Origin of the sequence: Ruminococcus sp. RTP21358st1_G6_RTP21358_211008, from assembly GCF_040908885.1 — a bacterium.
Lineage (GTDB): Bacteria > Bacillota > Clostridia > Lachnospirales > Lachnospiraceae > Blautia_A > Blautia_A faecis.
Window position 1 is genome coordinate 1 of sequence record NZ_JBDGDM010000074.1, and the last position, 15763, is coordinate 15763.

Sequence of the window (15763 nt, forward strand, 5' to 3'; positions counted from 1 at the left end):
GTCGCAGTTAGCGATTAGTTCGCTGGAGCGTTGCGCCGGCGAGTGAGTAATACACATTGTCCAAATGCGTCCCTCCTAAAGAACTTTTCAACACACTAAATAGCAATTGCGTTATTCTCTATGATAACAAGAACCAGGTCATACTTTCAATGTGTTATTGAAAATAGCCCGGTTCTTATAAATTTATTTTTTATAAATCCATCAGTCTGTCGTAGACGTCCTTCGGGATATACGGCTGCTGGTTGTGGATGGGTTCGCCCAGGCAGGTCTTGGGATAAGCGAAGGTGCCGGGCTCCAGGCGGATTTCAAGGAGTTTCGGCGCTTCGGTGCCATGTAAAAAATCTGCCGCTTTTTCAGCAACCTCATTAGCTTCCATACAGGCACTGCTGATTCCATAAGCTTTGGCTACCTCTGTGAAGTTGCAGGACGAGAAGCCGCTGCCTTCTGAGGTATCAGCATAGACCTGCTCAAAGTAGTCGCGCTGGAGGTGGCGGATCATTCCCAGGGCGTGATTGTTCATTACCATCATGGTAATAGGAAGATTCTCACGCTTTACCCACTCCAGTTCCTGAATGTTCATCTGGAATGCGCCGTCACCGCAAATGCAGGCTACTGGCTTTCCGGTGGCGTAATAAGCTCCGATTGCTGCTGGAAGAGCATAGCCCATTGCTCCGTGTCCGCCGGAGAAAAGAAGCTTCTGGTCTTTCTGGTTATGGAAGGACTGGTAGCTCCATACCATATGCTGTCCTACGTCAACTGCTACTGCGGAAGTGTCTGCAAGAGCGTCGCTTAAATCTGCGATCATACGATTCGGATAGCGTTCTGGGATGGAATCATCTACTGCGCGCAAAGATTTCTTTATATCGGCGCACACAGCCAGCCATTCACTGAAATCATAAACCGTCGAGCCATCAGATTTTGCACTCCCTGCACTTTCCGCATTTTCTGCCATTGCCCGAATCACCTCTGCAGCATCTGCACAGAATTTCATTTCATCAATTCCATTTTCGTGAATATTTCGCTGCAAATTATAGTTATCAATATCTACTCGGATGATTTTCGCATTTTTCGCGAACTCATGAACTTTCGTACCAATCTGACGGGTGCAAAGGGAAATGCCAAGACAAATCAGCAAGTCACTTTTCGCATTGGCGATCATATTGGCATAGCGATGTCCGTAAGCGCCTCCGATGCATCCAAAATTCAGCGGATCGTCCCACGGTAGTGCTGACATTTCCAACACGCTTGTGATCACTGGTATTTTCCACTGGCGTGCCAGAGTAAATAACTGGTCGCGAACTGCTTTGTCGCTGACTCCATGTCCTAACATGATTACTGGACGCTGTGCTTTATCCAGAGCTTCACGGATTGCATCTGCTGCAGAAACAGCACAAGCTGATATTTCACAGTCTGCCATTTTTGCAGACTCTAATACTCCACTGTCGTCCGGCTTCATTGCCATGTCCACGCCTGCTGCTCCGCAGCTGTTTGCAGTTGCTTCCATGCTGCTCTCGCAAGCTGCACCAAATCCCATCTCATCCAGACTTATGTCATAAACCGGATTTTTTACATCCCCCCGCTGTATATTCATAGGAAGATCAATCAATACCGGCCCCTTCCGACCAGAATTCGCAATATGATAAGCTTTATTCAGTTCTTTTACAATATCCTCGTCTTCCCGGATCTGTACTGCATACTTGGTCACAGGCTTCGCCATGGCAACAATATCAATCTCCTGAAAGCCCTGCTGCCGAAGTCCCGGGATGCCGGAATACTCATAAGTATTCAACTGACCAGTAAGAAAAACAACCGGAAGGGAATCGAAATAAGCGTCTGCGATTCCTGAAATCAGATTCGCAGCACCCGGGCCGCTGGTCGCATAAGCACATGCACACCGTTCCCCCGCCTGGGCATATCCACATGCTGCAAAAGCCGCTCCCTGCTCATGATAGCTGGAATGGCTTCTGGTATGAGGATTTTTCTCTATAGAATCAACCAGATGGGCGATCATGGTTCCCTGGTATCCAAAGAAATCATGAATCCCTTTTCTCTGTAAAAACTCAACAATATAATCCGTTACTTTCATTTCCAGAATTTCTCCACCTTTTTTTTCAGATTTGTCCTTCCTGCTACCCCCAACATATCCAGATAAATATGCTGAAGCTCCTCATCCGGAATAAACACCTCGTCATTCTTAAGGCTCTTCACCATAGCCTTTGTATATGGGACAAAAACTTTTTCCAAAGCCGGATAATCTTTATTCTTATAAAGATTTATAATATACTCTTTGTTATCCAGATAATATTTCTCCAGTTCAATCTTGGATGCACAGAATTTCACATAATTCCAGCTCCAGTTCAGATATTCCTTTTTCTGGTTGGCATGTCCCTGCTTCCGTCGGGCACGGCTGCGCTTCCGGATCAGACTCTTCTGACTTCCCACTTCCTGAAAATAATCCTCGAATCGGATCCTGGCACTGACCATTTCCGACAGCTTCACTGTATAATTATCCAGAACCTTCTCCTGGTAGTCTTCCCCATAATACTTCTGAAGATACGTATAAGTATCTCCCGGCACCGGAAACTTCCTGCCATCGATCACCACAGTTTCTGTCTCATCGAAAATTTCCCTTGGAAAATACACTGCCTTTTTCTTCAGGCGAACTACATATTCCTGGGTATCCTCCACATTCATCCTTTTACAGAGCATGCGGTAAAGGCTTTTTCCCAGACGGGCACGTCCTGTGACCAGGCGAAGCCTCATGACAAAACGGCAGATTGCCTTTTTCCTGCCTTTTCGGTCTCCATAATAATCAGCCAGCTCATTCCATCCCACTTCCTGGGCTCTTGTCCACAAATGAGCGAGTCTGGAACGCTGTTTTCCACGCAGAGGCAGAATATCCACTCCCATACCCGGATATTTGTAGTTCCTGCCTTCATTCAGACGGAAGCACAACGTATCCAGATCTGTATAGCGAAGGAAAAATCCATAAAAATGCTTATTGTTATTCATGGATTCTACAATTCTGCCATCCGGAGTCTCCTTCTCCACAGCCAGACGAAAGCGCTCCATATCCGCAGTCCGCATATAGACCACACCTGCATGAGGGCTGGTGATCTCCTGCCCGGTAACACAGCACAAAGTAAGCTGTGGTCCCAGATAATAAGGAATTCCTTCTCTTTTACATATTTTATCTATTTCGGCCAGAAGCTTTACAACTTCTTTTATTTCTCTGTTCAAGCTATGTCTGCTCCCATCTGTCTGTTCATAGTGATCACACTGTTACCAACGCCTGTTTGAAAAAGGCTTTCTGCGAGATGTGTGTCACAAGCATTCTTTCACAAGCTGCTGTATCTCTTCTATACTTCCATACTTTCCAAGCCACTGATTCAAAAACTCAGAAGCATCTCCGGCTTTTGCATATACAGCTGCTCTCTTGCTTCCTTCATACATATCTGTGAGAAATATTCTGGAAAGCTCCGTTCGCACAAAACCGCTTCCATTCTGCCGCAATGCCTCCAGATAGTTCTGGAACGCAGCCTCCGTCTGTCCCTGTTTTCTTCTCACATCTCCAATTACCTTGTACACCTGGGCTCGTTTTTCCTTGCGGATCTGTCCGTCCTTGGCACGTTCTGCCAGCCATTCCAGATCATCCGCCTCACTGGTGTAAACCAGATCTGTGCGAACCCTTGCCAGCTCACCTGGATAGCCCAGGCGCTCCCATGCTTTTGTCAGTGCACGCTTATAGATCTGGATGTCATTGTTCTCACCCGGGCTCTCTGCACGCTCTGCATCAATGCGCTTTAGAATTTCCCCGATCAGTTCTTCCACCTCAGAACGCTTTTTCGCAACACTTGCGCGGGCCAGATAATAATATTCCCGCACAGAAGGATTCTCCGGCAGAAGTCTGTACCACAAAGCCATAAGCTTCATCGCCCCATCCTTCTGTCCAACATCCAGAAGCTGCTGACAAGTCTTCACCGTCTCCCTGCCATAAGGATTCAAAAACTTATCCAACTCCAGTTGGGTAATTCCATTATTTGTTTTCTCACGGGCATCTGCAAAAACTTCCAGAGCATCCGCACATTTGCCCTTCATCCAGAGCAGTTCTCCCTGGTACTTCAGGAAATACCCGTCCTCCGGGAAAAGCCGCAGTGCCTCATCAATATAAAGCTCCGCTTCCACCATATCAATTCCATTGCGGGCGCGTTCCATAAGAAAACGGCTCTTAAATTTCACAAATCCCGGCACTTCCGGATACCGTTCCATCAGCGGCACCATTGTATCCTCCGCTTCCTGATAACGCTTAAATTCATAATCGCAGACTGCTCTTCGAAACAGTTCAATATCAGATTTCAACTGGGCCAGTTCAGAAGGGAATGTACCGGTCTGCTCTTTCACCACCAGCATTCTCCATGCTTTCCCGATCCGTTCTGTATAAACCAACGTCAACATTGCCGCATAAAAGGTCACATCGCTGACTTCCAGCAAAACAGGATGATAAAAAGCATAGATTCCTCCAAAATCCTCCCTGCCGATAAACGCAGAGCTCAGCTGGACCTGGTAATATTTTGTAAAGATTTCATTTAATTGGGAAAAGTCACGCTTTTCTACCAATTTCTTCAGGCTGTGTCTGCTTTCTGAAATGCGCGCCTCCAGATCCATCACCGTACTTTTTGCCAGCAGAAGATTGCGCTTATACTGAAGACGGTGGTTCCGCTTCGCGCCTGCAAGAGAATATATCTTGCGCCAGATGGAATCTCTGCGAAGCCTGCCCTTGCGGATTCCCGGCAGATAATCATCCCGAAGCTCTTTATAAGTAATTCCCTCTACCGTAACCGCATCATGGGATTCTCTTTCCCCATGGGGTGGAATATAGGACCATTCATCTCCGTAATGCCAGATCAGATAGTCACTCATTCTGTGCGGCACCATTACCTTTGTATTTTCAAAGCTCATATATTTCACAGGAAACATCATGTCCTTATCAAAAAGGAACGGACAGCCGCCCCAGCGCATTGCATAGCGCGGACAATCCTCTTCCTTATAGGAATACATGATCTTCTCCAGTTTCTTCAATGTGCGGTCTTTCCCCAGAAATGTATAGGAAAAAAGCCAGCGCAGATAGGCAGTCACCGGAATTTCCCAGCGGGCACCATATACAACTACCATATTTACCAGCTCAGAGTAGATCATCATATGAGTTCTGTATTTCTCATATTCCTTATCATCTGCGGGAATGGGATCCAGGGTGAGCACGTCGATGATCTCACCGGCACTGTCCCTGCCGATAATCTGATGCTTGTGAAGGGCGCAGCTGTCCGTAGCAACATACCTTGGAAAAGTATTGGTATAGCTGCGGTCTACGTCCACACACTGAAGGGCGCGGTGCTCCGGAAGCACGGATCCGGAAATTTCCACCAGTTTGTTCCAGTCATCTCTGGGCATATAGATGTCCACATCATCATCCCAGGGAATAAATCCCTCGTTTCGCACAACACCGATGGCTGTTCCTCCCGCCATCACATATCTCAGATTATTCTTTTTACAGATCTCATCCAGCTCACGAAAAAGCTGCAGCAGATGTTCCTGTTTCTCTGTCATTGGTTATCCTCTCTGGTTTATGATTTCCAGAATGTCTGCCAGAGTCTCTGATTCCTCATTAAAAAGTCTGGTACATTCCGTTCTCTCATCACTGATCATAATAAGCAGCTCCTGCAAAAGGTAACGGAGGCCATTGCCTTCGAAGTTAAAGCAGTACCGCTTCAGTCCCTTGCTATCGTCTATCTTTGCCTCAAAATATCCTGTATTCCACCAATCTCCCGGGATGGTCACACGGCCTTTCGTACCGATCACAACAAACTCATCCTCCACATCTACTGTGGTGCCAATCTCGATTGTAGCAAGAGCATCCTGATATTTCATGGTAATCATATCGTAAATGCAGTTTCCAGATCTGTCCTTCACCACATTGGAATTCACTTCCTGGTAATTTCTTCCCAGTATCTTGATAATAGCACACAAAGGCAAAACTGCAGTTTCAGAAAAACTTCTTCCTCCTTCGAAATGGTCCTGGGAAATAGAGCATTTCACACACACAATATCGCCCACCAAGGCGCTGTGTGTCTGCCAGACAAGCTGGTTAAAGGCCCGCAGATACACCAGATTTATTTTCTCCACAAGGAGTACATGACGGGCTGCTGCAAGTGCAAACAGGTCCTTCAGCTTCTCCTTATTCTCTGTCATAGGCGCATCACTTATCACATATTTTCCAAGCTCCAGGGATCTGCGGATGTATTTCTCCCTCTTAGGCTGCTCGGTTTTGATATAAACTATGTCTACCTGGGACAAAAAGCAGTCAAATCCCTGCTGCCATTCCCCATTATCTGCCTCCACGCTGTAATAGGAATCCAATTCATATTTGTCACAAAACGACTCCGCTGCCTCTGCATTCTCAGAAAAAACGCACTCCACATGAAGACCGCTGACATATTTTGTCTCCCACACAATCCCATTATCCTGGTCATTATCTGTAACTACACCCACGGTGTAAGTGGTTCCCTCACCGCGCAGCTTGGTGCTGGAAATATTCTTGGTACGCTCCAGGTACACCACATCACAGTAATTCTTAAGGTAGTCAAATTTGCCGCGCCAGTCAGAACCAAGTACCAGAAGGTCTACCTTATACTTGATGATATCGCTGAGCTTCTGCCCCTGGTACTCCTCGATGATGATCTCATCTGCAAAACCGGTACGGCGTACATTCTCAATCCTTTTCAGAAGGCTGTCCCGCACGTTCAGCTTACCACGCTCAATATCGTAGCTCTCGCTGGTCACGCCCACGATCAGATAATCGCCCAATGCTTTCGCTCTTTTTAAAATATTATAATGTCCCTCGTGGAACAGGTCAAAAGTTCCGTAAGTGATTACTTTTTTCATCGTATTTCCCCTTAAAAGCCCTGCTGTCAGCTTCATCCTGCAGTAAAATACTCCCTTTCATTCCCCCGGTTACTGTTCATAGCCTGAGCAGCAACAAATCCGAACCAGCTGCCGTCCGGGACTAATAAATACATTTAGTATAACACAGTTTGCATAGTAAGTCATTATGAAAGAATATCTGCTTTACAAAAAATATTCCCGGGTTTAACAAAAATACAACTCTTTTTTACTGTGAAACCACTGAACTGCTGCCTCTTTCTTAATAAGAAAAGAAAGACAATCCGTCAGGACTGCCCTTCTTCATGATCTTCTTTCTCTTCTGCATCAAAGGAGGTATCCCATGTGGCAGCCAGCTCTTCAATAGCCATTCTTCGCTGAGCCAGTACTGCAAACCGGTCTTCCTCTTCACTATCATATTCGTCTTCCAGGCCTTCATCCTCAACCTTCTTCTCACGTTTGAAAAGAATGAAGGTGATCAGTCCCATAACATTGGTATAGACCCAGTCCACCGGAAGACTTCCGAGTATCAGTACAAACAGAACTGACACTCCAAATAACGCCCATACATTCATCAGCTGCGGAATATTCAGGATCATAAGTCCGTTCATCAGAATCATGATGGGATAATGGAAAAAGTAAATTCCCATTGTGTTTCTTCCCAGGAAAATAAATGGATGGCGTTTATCTGGCATCAGCATCAGCAATGCGAAAATAACCGTAAAGGAAATCAGATACATCATTCCTCTGACTACCATTCCCTGCACATTGTCCATTCCACTTGCAAGATAGGAATGATTGCCTCGGAAAAGGTCTACCGGAATATTATTTCCGATCATATAATTGGTCGCCACAAACAGCAGAATGATCACGAAAAGTGCAACCACGATCTTGCCTTTAAATTTGCGGATCACCTTGGTGTATTCACTCTTCCATAAATATCCTGCCACAAAAAACGGAAAAAATACCACAATTCTTGAAGCTGATAAAAATGTACTGAATTCCATTCTGGTTCCTGCCCACAGCGCAAAAATAATGCTGAGAGGTACAATAAACCTTATTTTTCCAAATGCTTCTATGGTCAGACGGTATGCAAACAACGCAAGCACATACCACATAACGGTTCCGGAAGGACGGAGCAGTTCATAATCCATTTTATTTCCCAGCCAGATCTGCGCTGCCCAGGTAAGTGTATAGCCCAGAATATATGGAATCAATAAATTCTTAACATTCTTCATCACATCCTGAGGCTTCTTGGACAGATAACCGGAAATAAATATGAACGCCGGCATATGAAATATGGTAATTCCATACCACACAAAACGAACAACCTGATCTGCTTTAACCAGCTGGAATGCAATAATGTGATTAAAAACCACCAGAAAAATTAAAAATATTTTTATATTATCCACAAGGTAGGAATATGGGATTTCCTGTTCCTTCGTATTCTTGCTCATTTTAGCCACCTTTATACTCTGACATAATTATTTTTCAGGCATGTCAGTTTTATGAATAAAGGATAACATATTTTTGTGGTTTTTGGAATAACTTTTTAATATTTTAACGTGTTTTGAAATATTTTCCTGTGGTTTTGTGTTGCCGATGAACCGCAATAATGTATTATTTCATTTCTCCAAAAACCTGCTGGTGCAGTTTGCGCCCTGTAGGTGTTGCCGCCAGGCCACCCTCTGCTGTTTCTTTAAGAGCAGCGGGCATCACATCTCCTACCTTTTTCATAGACCAGATTACTTCGTCTGCTGGAATTGCACTTCGGATTCCGGCCAGAGCCAGCTCTGCTGCCACAAACGCCCCTGCTACGCCTGATGCATTTCTCTTAATGCATGGAATTTCAACCAGCCCTGCAACAGGGTCACATACAAGACCCAGAATGTTTTTTAGAGCAGTGGCTACTGCTGACTGGATCATATCAGGTGTGCCGCCGGCTAGTTCCACGATTGCCGCCGCTGCCATGGCAGATGCAGAACCGCACTCAGCCTGACAACCTCCCTGCGCTCCTGCAAGTGAAGCATTATTGGCAATTACCATTCCCACTGCAGATGCTGTAAAAAGGGACATGACGCATTCCTCTTCTGTAAGCTGATACTGCTCCTGCATGGTAAGTACAGCTGCCGGTACAATGCCGCAGCTTCCTGCTGTAGGCGCTGCTACGATTCTTCCCATGGAAGCGTTCAGCTCTGATACTGCAAGGGCACGATAGAGGGCTCCTCCAAGAAGGGGACCTGTAAGATTTTTTCCCTGCTCTACAGCCGTGCGCATGCGATAGGCATCTCCACCAGTGAGGCCGCTTGTACTTTTCAGATCCGGGGCACTGCCGGGCTGGATGCAGGATGCCATAACCCGATAGTTTTCCCTCATTTTTTCATATATTTCCTGCTTCGGCAGTTCCATCTGCTCCGCCTGCTGCTCCAGAACCAAAGCGGACAGACGACAGTTGTTCTCCTTCGCTGCTTTCAGCAGGGATTCTATTGAGTGGTAGTTTAGATCCACAGTGAATTCTCCTTTACCGTATTTTTAGTGGGGTGAGATGTTTTTCAAAAAGGGACGCATTTGGGCAATGTCGGCTGGAACTTCGACCCACTAACTAGCAATTTATACACGCTCTAACATCGTACTAGAATATATATTCTCCAGCCGGTTAATCTTCTCATTGAGTTCCGGGACAAAGTGGCTGTCGCTCTCGATTGTCATTACTGCTACGCCGCCCTTGGTCTCCCGCGCCAGATGGAAATTGCAGATATTCACCCCATACTCTGCCATCAGCTCTGTAACTGCAGCAATCGTCCCTGGTGCATCCTTGTGAAGCACGATCAAAGCTGGATTCTGCCCGGTAAGGGCAACCTCCATTCCATTCACCCGGGTGATCAGGATATTCCCCCCGCCAATACTGCTGCCCCGAAGAGACACCTTTTCCCCGTCTGCTGCAGTCAAAGTGATCTCCGCAGTATTCGGGTGCGTATCCTCCAGTTCACCAGTCTCGATCTGGATTTCCAGCCCCACCTTTTTCGCCACATCAAGGGAAAAACGGATACGCTCATCATCTGTCTGCATTCCTAGTATTCCCGCTACAAGAGCCTTATCCGTGCCGTGTCCCTTATAGGTTTTCGCAAAAGAACCATGCAAAAATATGTGCGCTTTCACCGGAGTTTTTCCAAGAAGAGCCCTTGTCATCAGACCGATCCGGGCTGCTCCCGCAGTATGTGAGCTGGACGGTCCGATCATAACCGGCCCCAGAATGTCAAATACATTCATACTTATTTTCCTCTTCCTTTTATTCATCCACTGCCATTTTTCGTTTTCGGCAGCCTGCAGATGTTTTCACGTTACCGCTCACATCTGCACTGTTATTGTTCCATCTTAACATTAAAACATACCTTTTACAACATGGATAAAGGGTAACTGTTTACTTCTTGTTTACTGTTCACTCCATTCACAGTAACGCGCTTCGCAATGCACAATACTCCCGATAAATAATCTTATGTTTCCTTTCTACCTGGACTGTGGTAAAATAGTTCTATGTAAATCGCCTGGAACCATTCCGGCAAGACTATTTTCAGATTTCTTTATGAAAGGCACACAATTCATGAAACGAGTGATTACTTACGGTACCTTTGATTTACTTCACTATGGGCACATTAATCTGCTGCGCAGGGCGAAAGCTTATGGCGACTACCTGATCGTAGCTTTATCTACAGATGAATTTAACTGGAACGAGAAGCATAAAAAATGCTATTTTTCTTATGAAAAAAGGAAATCCCTGCTGGAAGCCATCCGTTATGTGGATCTGGTAATTCCGGAGGAGAACTGGGAGCAGAAGGTAAGTGATATTAAAGAATACCACGTAGATACCTTTGTTATGGGTGACGATTGGGAAGGGAAGTTTGACTTTCTGAAGCCTTATTGCGACGTGGTGTACCTGCCGAGGACACCGGAGATTTCTACTACGCAGATTAAGGCGGATCTGCAGAAGTAGGAAGCATTGGTAATTATATGATCAGAGATTTCGTATGATTCATACAGGTTACGAAATCTCTGACTTTTTTATTTCATGACAGCAATGTGCGCGCGATTTTTCCCGGACTACTTAGCAAGACGGATCATATTCCAGCTGTGTTTTCCAAGCACAGTACTTAATTTACCGCCGTCAATCCGGCTTGCAGCGGATTTCACAGGCACAACCTTTTCGGGATCCGCTTCTGTATTTACAGCTTTCATATCGTCATTGGTAAGTACAATGTGTTCTTTCACCTGATAGCCTTCAAACTGGCGCAAATCGCAGCTTATCTCCAGATCTTCCTCAAGACTTTTATTCACTGCAAAAATTGTAAGAGTATCTTTCTCCTCATTCCATACGCACACAGAATCCAGATACGAAACGTCACAGTAATTCCTGCTGTCGTATACCGGAGCCAGTACCTGTGTATTCAACACAGTTCCTCTTCCAAAAATGCTTGTGTACATATATGGATAAAAGATAGTCTGGCGCCATGCACCTGTATCGGAGGTCATGATCGGCGCGATTACATTTACCAGCTGTGCCAGGCATGCCATTTTCACACGGTCTGCATGGCGAAGTAAAGTGATCAGCATGCTTCCAACCAGAAGGGCATCTTCAAAATTATAAATATCCTCAAGCTGATGTGGAGCCTGTCCCCATTTTTCCAGTTTCTCGTCGGCTGCATTGCTGTGATACCACACATTCCACTCATCAAAGGAAAGGTTAATGCGCTTTTTGCCATGCTTTTTCGCACGGACAGCGTCGCAGATGCTGACTACGCCGGAAATAAAGTCATCCATCCCTTTGGAATTTGCAAGAAAATCAGGGGTGTCATCAGCAGCATTGCCGTAATACTGGTGAAGGGACATATAATCCACCAGATCATAGCACTCGTCCAGAACCGTGTACTCCCAATCTCCAAATGTCGGCATCATCAGATTAGAGCTTCCACAGGCAACAGTCTCGATCTCCGGATCCAGCATTTTCATAATACGGGAAGTCTCTGCTGCTGTTCTTCCATATTCATACGCTGTCTTATGTCCCATCTGCCATGGACCATCCATTTCATTTCCCAAACACCAGGTTTTAATGTTGTGCGGCTCTGCATGGCCGTTGGTCTTGCGCATGTCGCTGTAATAGGTACCGCCCTTAAAATTACAGTATTCCAGAAGATTTCTGGCTTCCTCCGGTCCTCTTGTTCCAAGATTCACTGCCATCATAATATCTGTGTCTGCTTTCTTCGCCCAGTCCACGAACTCGTCCAGGCCAAAGTGATTGTTCTCGATCACACCCCAGGCAAGTTCCGGTCTGGCAGGTCTTAGCTCCTTTGGTCCAACACTGTCTTCCCATTTAAAACCGGAAACAAAGTTGCCTCCCGGATAACGGACAATCGGAACCTGAAGTTCCCTTACCAGTTCCAGAGTATCTTTACGAAAGCCCTGCTCGTCAGACAGCGGGCTACCCTCCTGATAGATTCCTTCATAAACAGCACGTCCCAGCTGTTCAATAAAAGAACCGAAAATCCGCTTATCCACCTTGCCGGTGAGGAAATATTTATCGATGATGATCTGTGCTTTTTTCATGGTGTCCTCCTTATATGGTGCCAATTGTATGGCATTTTTCTGCTCTTTATGTATCTATTATTTTAATAGCATACGATTTTTTTACCAGTTTTTTTCTTCCGATATAGTTGACTTTTTTTCCGATAATGATTACAGTAAAAAAAATGGTGAAAGGAGTCCGGAGCATGAATTTTCACGAATCTGCAGACAGGGATTTTTCCATTCAGTTCTGCGAATACAACTATTCAAACCCTGATTATGATCAGATCTACCGTCCCAATGGAAGTGGAGACTATCTGTTTTTGCTTTTTAAGACACCCATGAAGGTTTATCTGGACAAAAAGCTCAGTATTTCCAAGGAAAATGCGTGTATCCTCTATGCTCCCGGATATGAGCAGTATTATAAGGCTGTTCACAGGTTCCGGAACAGCTACCTTCATTTTTCCTGTAAGGCAGATCTGAAAAAACAATATGGAATCCCGCTTAATACTGTTTTTTATCCGGGAAACTGTGAAGAGATTGACGCCTGCATCCGGCTCCTTCACAAAGAACATATAGCAAATGATTTATTTTCCGATGAATACGAGTATACTCTCTTTCAGCAGCTTATGATTACGATTGCAAGGGGACTTAAAAGCCATCAGATACATGGAAGTGGAACGGAAGGAGACAGTCTTTATTCTGCTTTTCGAAAGCTTCGACTGGAAATGCTCACGAATTACGCAGAGCCATGGAACACCACAGAACTTTGTAAAAAGGTCAGTCTGGAAAAAAGCCAGTTCTATTCCTGCTATCAGAAATTTTTCCAGAGTACCCCTCATGCAGATTTGCTTCAGATTCGTATGGATAAGGCAAAGAACCTGCTGACAAATGAAGCACTGACTGTCCAGCAGATTGCGCAGATGTGCGGATTTTCAGATTTTTCCCATTTCAGCAGATATTTCAGGAAACAGGCAGGATGCTCTCCCCTGCAATGGCGCAGGAAAATAGGAGAGCCCCATTGATACTTTAACGATATTTCCAGATTCCGTGAAGTGCATAGGACAAAAAGAAACAGGCACTTCTCAGCGGTCCATAGCCAACGTAACGGTACACCTGATAGGTCATGATGGCAGATTTGGCTTTGTTTCTTGACTTTCCGCCCTGGGACAGACGATATTTCAGATAGGGCCTATTAATTCCTGTGGCATGTCCGTATTTTCGCACCACCTTCAGCCAGGTGATATAATCCTCATGGCTATCATCATGCTCCATGGGAAATTCCAGTGCCACCTCACGGAGAATCAGGACGGAAGAACAGTTAATGCTGTTGTGTTTCAGAAGCTCATGATAGTCCAGCCTGGATTTAACCGGGATATACTTGCCTGTGAAGGTTCCGTCCGGATTCATGAGATCACGTCCCGTGGAGCAGATTACATCACCGGTCATTTCAAGAGCGGCCAGCTGTGCCGCCAGTTTTCCCTCTTCCCACCAGTCATCTGCATCCAGAAATGCCACATATCTGCCTTTCGCAACAGACACACCGCGGTTACGGGAACCGGCTGCACCGAGATTGCGCTCATTTTTTATATAAACAAAATCCGGTCTGTTTTCCCATGGAATGAGCGCTTCCCGGGTTCCATCAACAGAGCCGTCATCAATAACAATCAGCTCCAAGGGAATATTCTGCGCATAAACAGACTGCACTGCCTGGGCGATGTATTTCTCACCATTATATACGGGCATGATCACAGATATTTGCGGGGTTTGCCCTGCTTCCCATTTCGTATTTGTATTATGAAATTCACTATCCTGTATAGTTTCCACCCATTTCTGTCTTTCCACGTTATGCACTCCTTATTATTTCTGCTTCTGAAGCGTTTTCATTGTTTCTATTATAGCCCAGAACCTTTTCTTCGTCCAGAAAGGAAAAAGATTGTGAATATAGAAAATACTGTAGATAATTTGCATGCAATATGTTAGACTCAGGTTTAACAGATAAGGCGCCGGAAGCATCTTTAATTCCGGCAAATTACAAAAGAAATTTTCAAGGAAAGGGATTTTTATGGCGAAATTCTATAAGTGTGCACGAAAACACGGCAATAGGAAAACCAGGGGAAAGGGCTTTACGCTGGCAGAGCTTTTAATTGTAGTTGCAATCATTGCAGTTCTCGTGGCTATCTCCATTCCCATTTTCACCTCTCAGCTCCACAAGGCCAGAGTCGCCACTGACTGGGCAAACCTGAGAGCGTATTACGCGGAAATACAGGCAGACTTTATTTCAACTGGGAAGTATAATAAGAAGGTGCCTTATGAGGATAAACAGGGTAGTACTGGTTTTGATGCTTTCGGACTTAAAGAAATCACTTTTTTAAATGGGCAGAAAGTAAAAATGCAGGAAGGTCGTTTCTGGGTATCAGAAGATAATAAACAAGGCTATTCTATATTATATGACTGCGAAAAATATATAGCTGATCATGAAAATCATGGTAATGCTTGCGAGTTAATACTTGGTTCAACCAGTCATTAATTCTCTACATATCCACGGAAGCAGGGATAGAATTGTCTTTCCCTCGCTTCCGTATTCTGTTGTTACAGACATTACAGCAATCATGCAATTCCATATTCTATCAGCAGTTTATTTCGATATTCCTTATCCGTAGTGACTTTTAATAATTCGCTGATACGATTGGATAAAATAAGCTTCTCAATTAAGGTCGCCATTTCATCCTGACCTTCTTGCCTTCCCTCTTGTCTTCCCTCTTGCCGACCTTCTTGTCTACTATCCCGCAACATTTCTTTAATCGCTTTACACATATCAAATCCGCCTCCTTCGGTTTGTATTTTCTGTTTAATCAGTTGCAAGTTCCGGATGTGGCGTTTTCTTCCTTCATGCACACTCCCTTCTGAGTGAAATAACAGTGTGCAGAACGCAGCATATACTCTTTTAATACACTTTATATTATAATAATACATAATTTAATTGTGTTTTTCAAGTATTAGTATATTTTTTATTTATTTTTGCGCGCGCATCTGTTATTTCCTGTCCTTTTTTATACTGTAAAACAACTATGAAATTATCTGGTCGAATGACCGGACACAGATTTTCCTGTGAGATTTTCTGTAGTGAAAGTGAATATAGTATACGACTTGAAAAATATATTGTCAATCATTAAACATATGATTTTGTTTTTATATGAACCATTTATGATAATGTCCTAATATACCATAAAGGAAAATGTCCCAATGTAGTATAATGCTTCCATCAACA

Annotated in this window: 13 protein-coding genes; 3 read left to right on the forward strand and 10 right to left on the reverse strand. The window is 44.7% G+C overall.

The genetic code is table 11. The features are described from left to right. Positions 1-190: 190 nt before the first annotated feature. From AB5Z12_RS19530 to sdaAB, 7 genes are all read right to left on the reverse strand, one after another. Positions 191-2086, reverse strand: a complete 1896-nt coding sequence (locus AB5Z12_RS19530; RefSeq protein ID WP_195591103.1) for a thiamine pyrophosphate-binding protein — start codon at positions 2084-2086, stop codon at positions 191-193. Next, entirely contained in the window at positions 2083-3240 is a 1158-nt protein-coding gene (locus tag AB5Z12_RS19535) for a LicD family protein (RefSeq protein WP_227201075.1), read from the reverse strand. The genes AB5Z12_RS19530 and AB5Z12_RS19535 overlap by 4 nt, the downstream gene beginning before the upstream one ends. Positions 3241-3324: 84 nt before the next feature. Next, entirely contained in the window at positions 3325-5604 is a 2280-nt protein-coding gene (locus tag AB5Z12_RS19540; protein ID WP_368357028.1) for a LicD family protein, read from the reverse strand. 3 nt (positions 5605-5607) lie between these two features. After that, complete coding sequence (locus AB5Z12_RS19545) at positions 5608-6939, reverse strand: adenylyltransferase/cytidyltransferase family protein (protein ID WP_118584166.1); 1332 nt, start codon at positions 6937-6939, stop codon at positions 5608-5610. Positions 6940-7223: 284 nt separating this feature from the next. Continuing rightward, positions 7224-8393, reverse strand: a complete 1170-nt coding sequence (locus AB5Z12_RS19550) for an acyltransferase family protein (protein ID WP_204452418.1) — start codon at positions 8391-8393, stop codon at positions 7224-7226. 163 nt (positions 8394-8556) lie between these two features. Then, positions 8557-9444, reverse strand: coding sequence for an L-serine ammonia-lyase, iron-sulfur-dependent, subunit alpha (sdaAA, locus tag AB5Z12_RS19555; protein ID WP_368357027.1), 888 nt, complete (start codon positions 9442-9444; stop codon positions 8557-8559). A gap of 102 nt (positions 9445-9546) precedes the next feature. Continuing rightward, positions 9547-10206: an L-serine ammonia-lyase, iron-sulfur-dependent subunit beta gene (gene sdaAB / locus AB5Z12_RS19560; RefSeq protein ID WP_195993112.1), complete on the reverse strand. Its 660-nt coding sequence runs from the start codon at positions 10204-10206 to the stop codon at positions 9547-9549. A gap of 331 nt (positions 10207-10537) precedes the next feature. On the opposite strand from sdaAB, the gene tagD reads away from it, so the two are divergent. Then, the gene (tagD, locus tag AB5Z12_RS19565; RefSeq protein WP_118584161.1) at positions 10538-10927 is read left to right on the forward strand and encodes a glycerol-3-phosphate cytidylyltransferase; all 390 of its coding nucleotides are present in this window, start codon (positions 10538-10540) and stop codon (positions 10925-10927) included. Between the two features lie 107 nt (positions 10928-11034). Here tagD and AB5Z12_RS19570 read toward each other — a convergent pair whose 3' ends face one another. After that, positions 11035-12534 carry an alpha-N-arabinofuranosidase gene (locus tag AB5Z12_RS19570; RefSeq protein ID WP_368357026.1) on the reverse strand — a complete coding sequence of 500 codons (1500 nt, stop codon included), beginning with the start codon at positions 12532-12534 and terminating at the stop codon, positions 11035-11037. 164 nt (positions 12535-12698) lie between these two features. Between AB5Z12_RS19570 and AB5Z12_RS19575 the strand changes: the two genes are divergently transcribed. Further along, on the forward strand, positions 12699-13517 hold the full coding sequence (locus AB5Z12_RS19575) for a helix-turn-helix domain-containing protein (protein ID WP_226815414.1): 819 nt from the start codon (positions 12699-12701) through the stop codon (positions 13515-13517). A gap of 4 nt (positions 13518-13521) precedes the next feature. Here AB5Z12_RS19575 and AB5Z12_RS19580 read toward each other — a convergent pair whose 3' ends face one another. After that, positions 13522-14337 (reverse strand): glycosyltransferase family 2 protein, encoded by an 816-nt coding sequence (locus AB5Z12_RS19580; protein ID WP_368357025.1) that lies wholly within the window; start codon positions 14335-14337, stop codon positions 13522-13524. Positions 14338-14557: 220 nt separating this feature from the next. On the opposite strand from AB5Z12_RS19580, the gene AB5Z12_RS19585 reads away from it, so the two are divergent. Beyond that, positions 14558-15022, forward strand: coding sequence for a type IV pilin protein (locus AB5Z12_RS19585; protein ID WP_368357024.1), 465 nt, complete (start codon positions 14558-14560; stop codon positions 15020-15022). Positions 15023-15102: 80 nt separating this feature from the next. Here AB5Z12_RS19585 and AB5Z12_RS19590 read toward each other — a convergent pair whose 3' ends face one another. Next, positions 15103-15309 carry a hypothetical protein gene (locus AB5Z12_RS19590; RefSeq protein WP_368357023.1) on the reverse strand — a complete coding sequence of 69 codons (207 nt, stop codon included), beginning with the start codon at positions 15307-15309 and terminating at the stop codon, positions 15103-15105. Positions 15310-15763: the final 454 nt, after the last annotated feature.

Bases quoted from the DNA above. Each gene is read 5' to 3' on its own strand.
- AB5Z12_RS19540 (WP_368357028.1), bottom strand. From the start codon at position 5,604: ATGACAGAGAAACAGGAACATCTGCTGCAGCTTTTTCGTGAGCTGGAT.
- AB5Z12_RS19590 (WP_368357023.1), bottom strand. From the start codon at position 15,309: ATGTGTAAAGCGATTAAAGAAATGTTGCGGGATAGTAGACAAGAAGGT.
- AB5Z12_RS19585 (WP_368357024.1), top strand. From the start codon at position 14,558: ATGGCGAAATTCTATAAGTGTGCACGAAAACACGGCAATAGGAAAACC.
- tagD (WP_118584161.1), top strand. From the start codon at position 10,538: ATGAAACGAGTGATTACTTACGGTACCTTTGATTTACTTCACTATGGG.
- AB5Z12_RS19570 (WP_368357026.1), bottom strand. From the start codon at position 12,534: ATGAAAAAAGCACAGATCATCATCGATAAATATTTCCTCACCGGCAAG.
- AB5Z12_RS19545 (WP_118584166.1), bottom strand. From the start codon at position 6,939: ATGAAAAAAGTAATCACTTACGGAACTTTTGACCTGTTCCACGAGGGA.
- AB5Z12_RS19575 (WP_226815414.1), top strand. From the start codon at position 12,699: ATGAATTTTCACGAATCTGCAGACAGGGATTTTTCCATTCAGTTCTGC.
- AB5Z12_RS19550 (WP_204452418.1), bottom strand. From the start codon at position 8,393: ATGAGCAAGAATACGAAGGAACAGGAAATCCCATATTCCTACCTTGTG.
- sdaAB (WP_195993112.1), bottom strand. From the start codon at position 10,206: ATGAATGTATTTGACATTCTGGGGCCGGTTATGATCGGACCGTCCAGC.
- AB5Z12_RS19530 (WP_195591103.1), bottom strand. From the start codon at position 2,086: ATGAAAGTAACGGATTATATTGTTGAGTTTTTACAGAGAAAAGGGATT.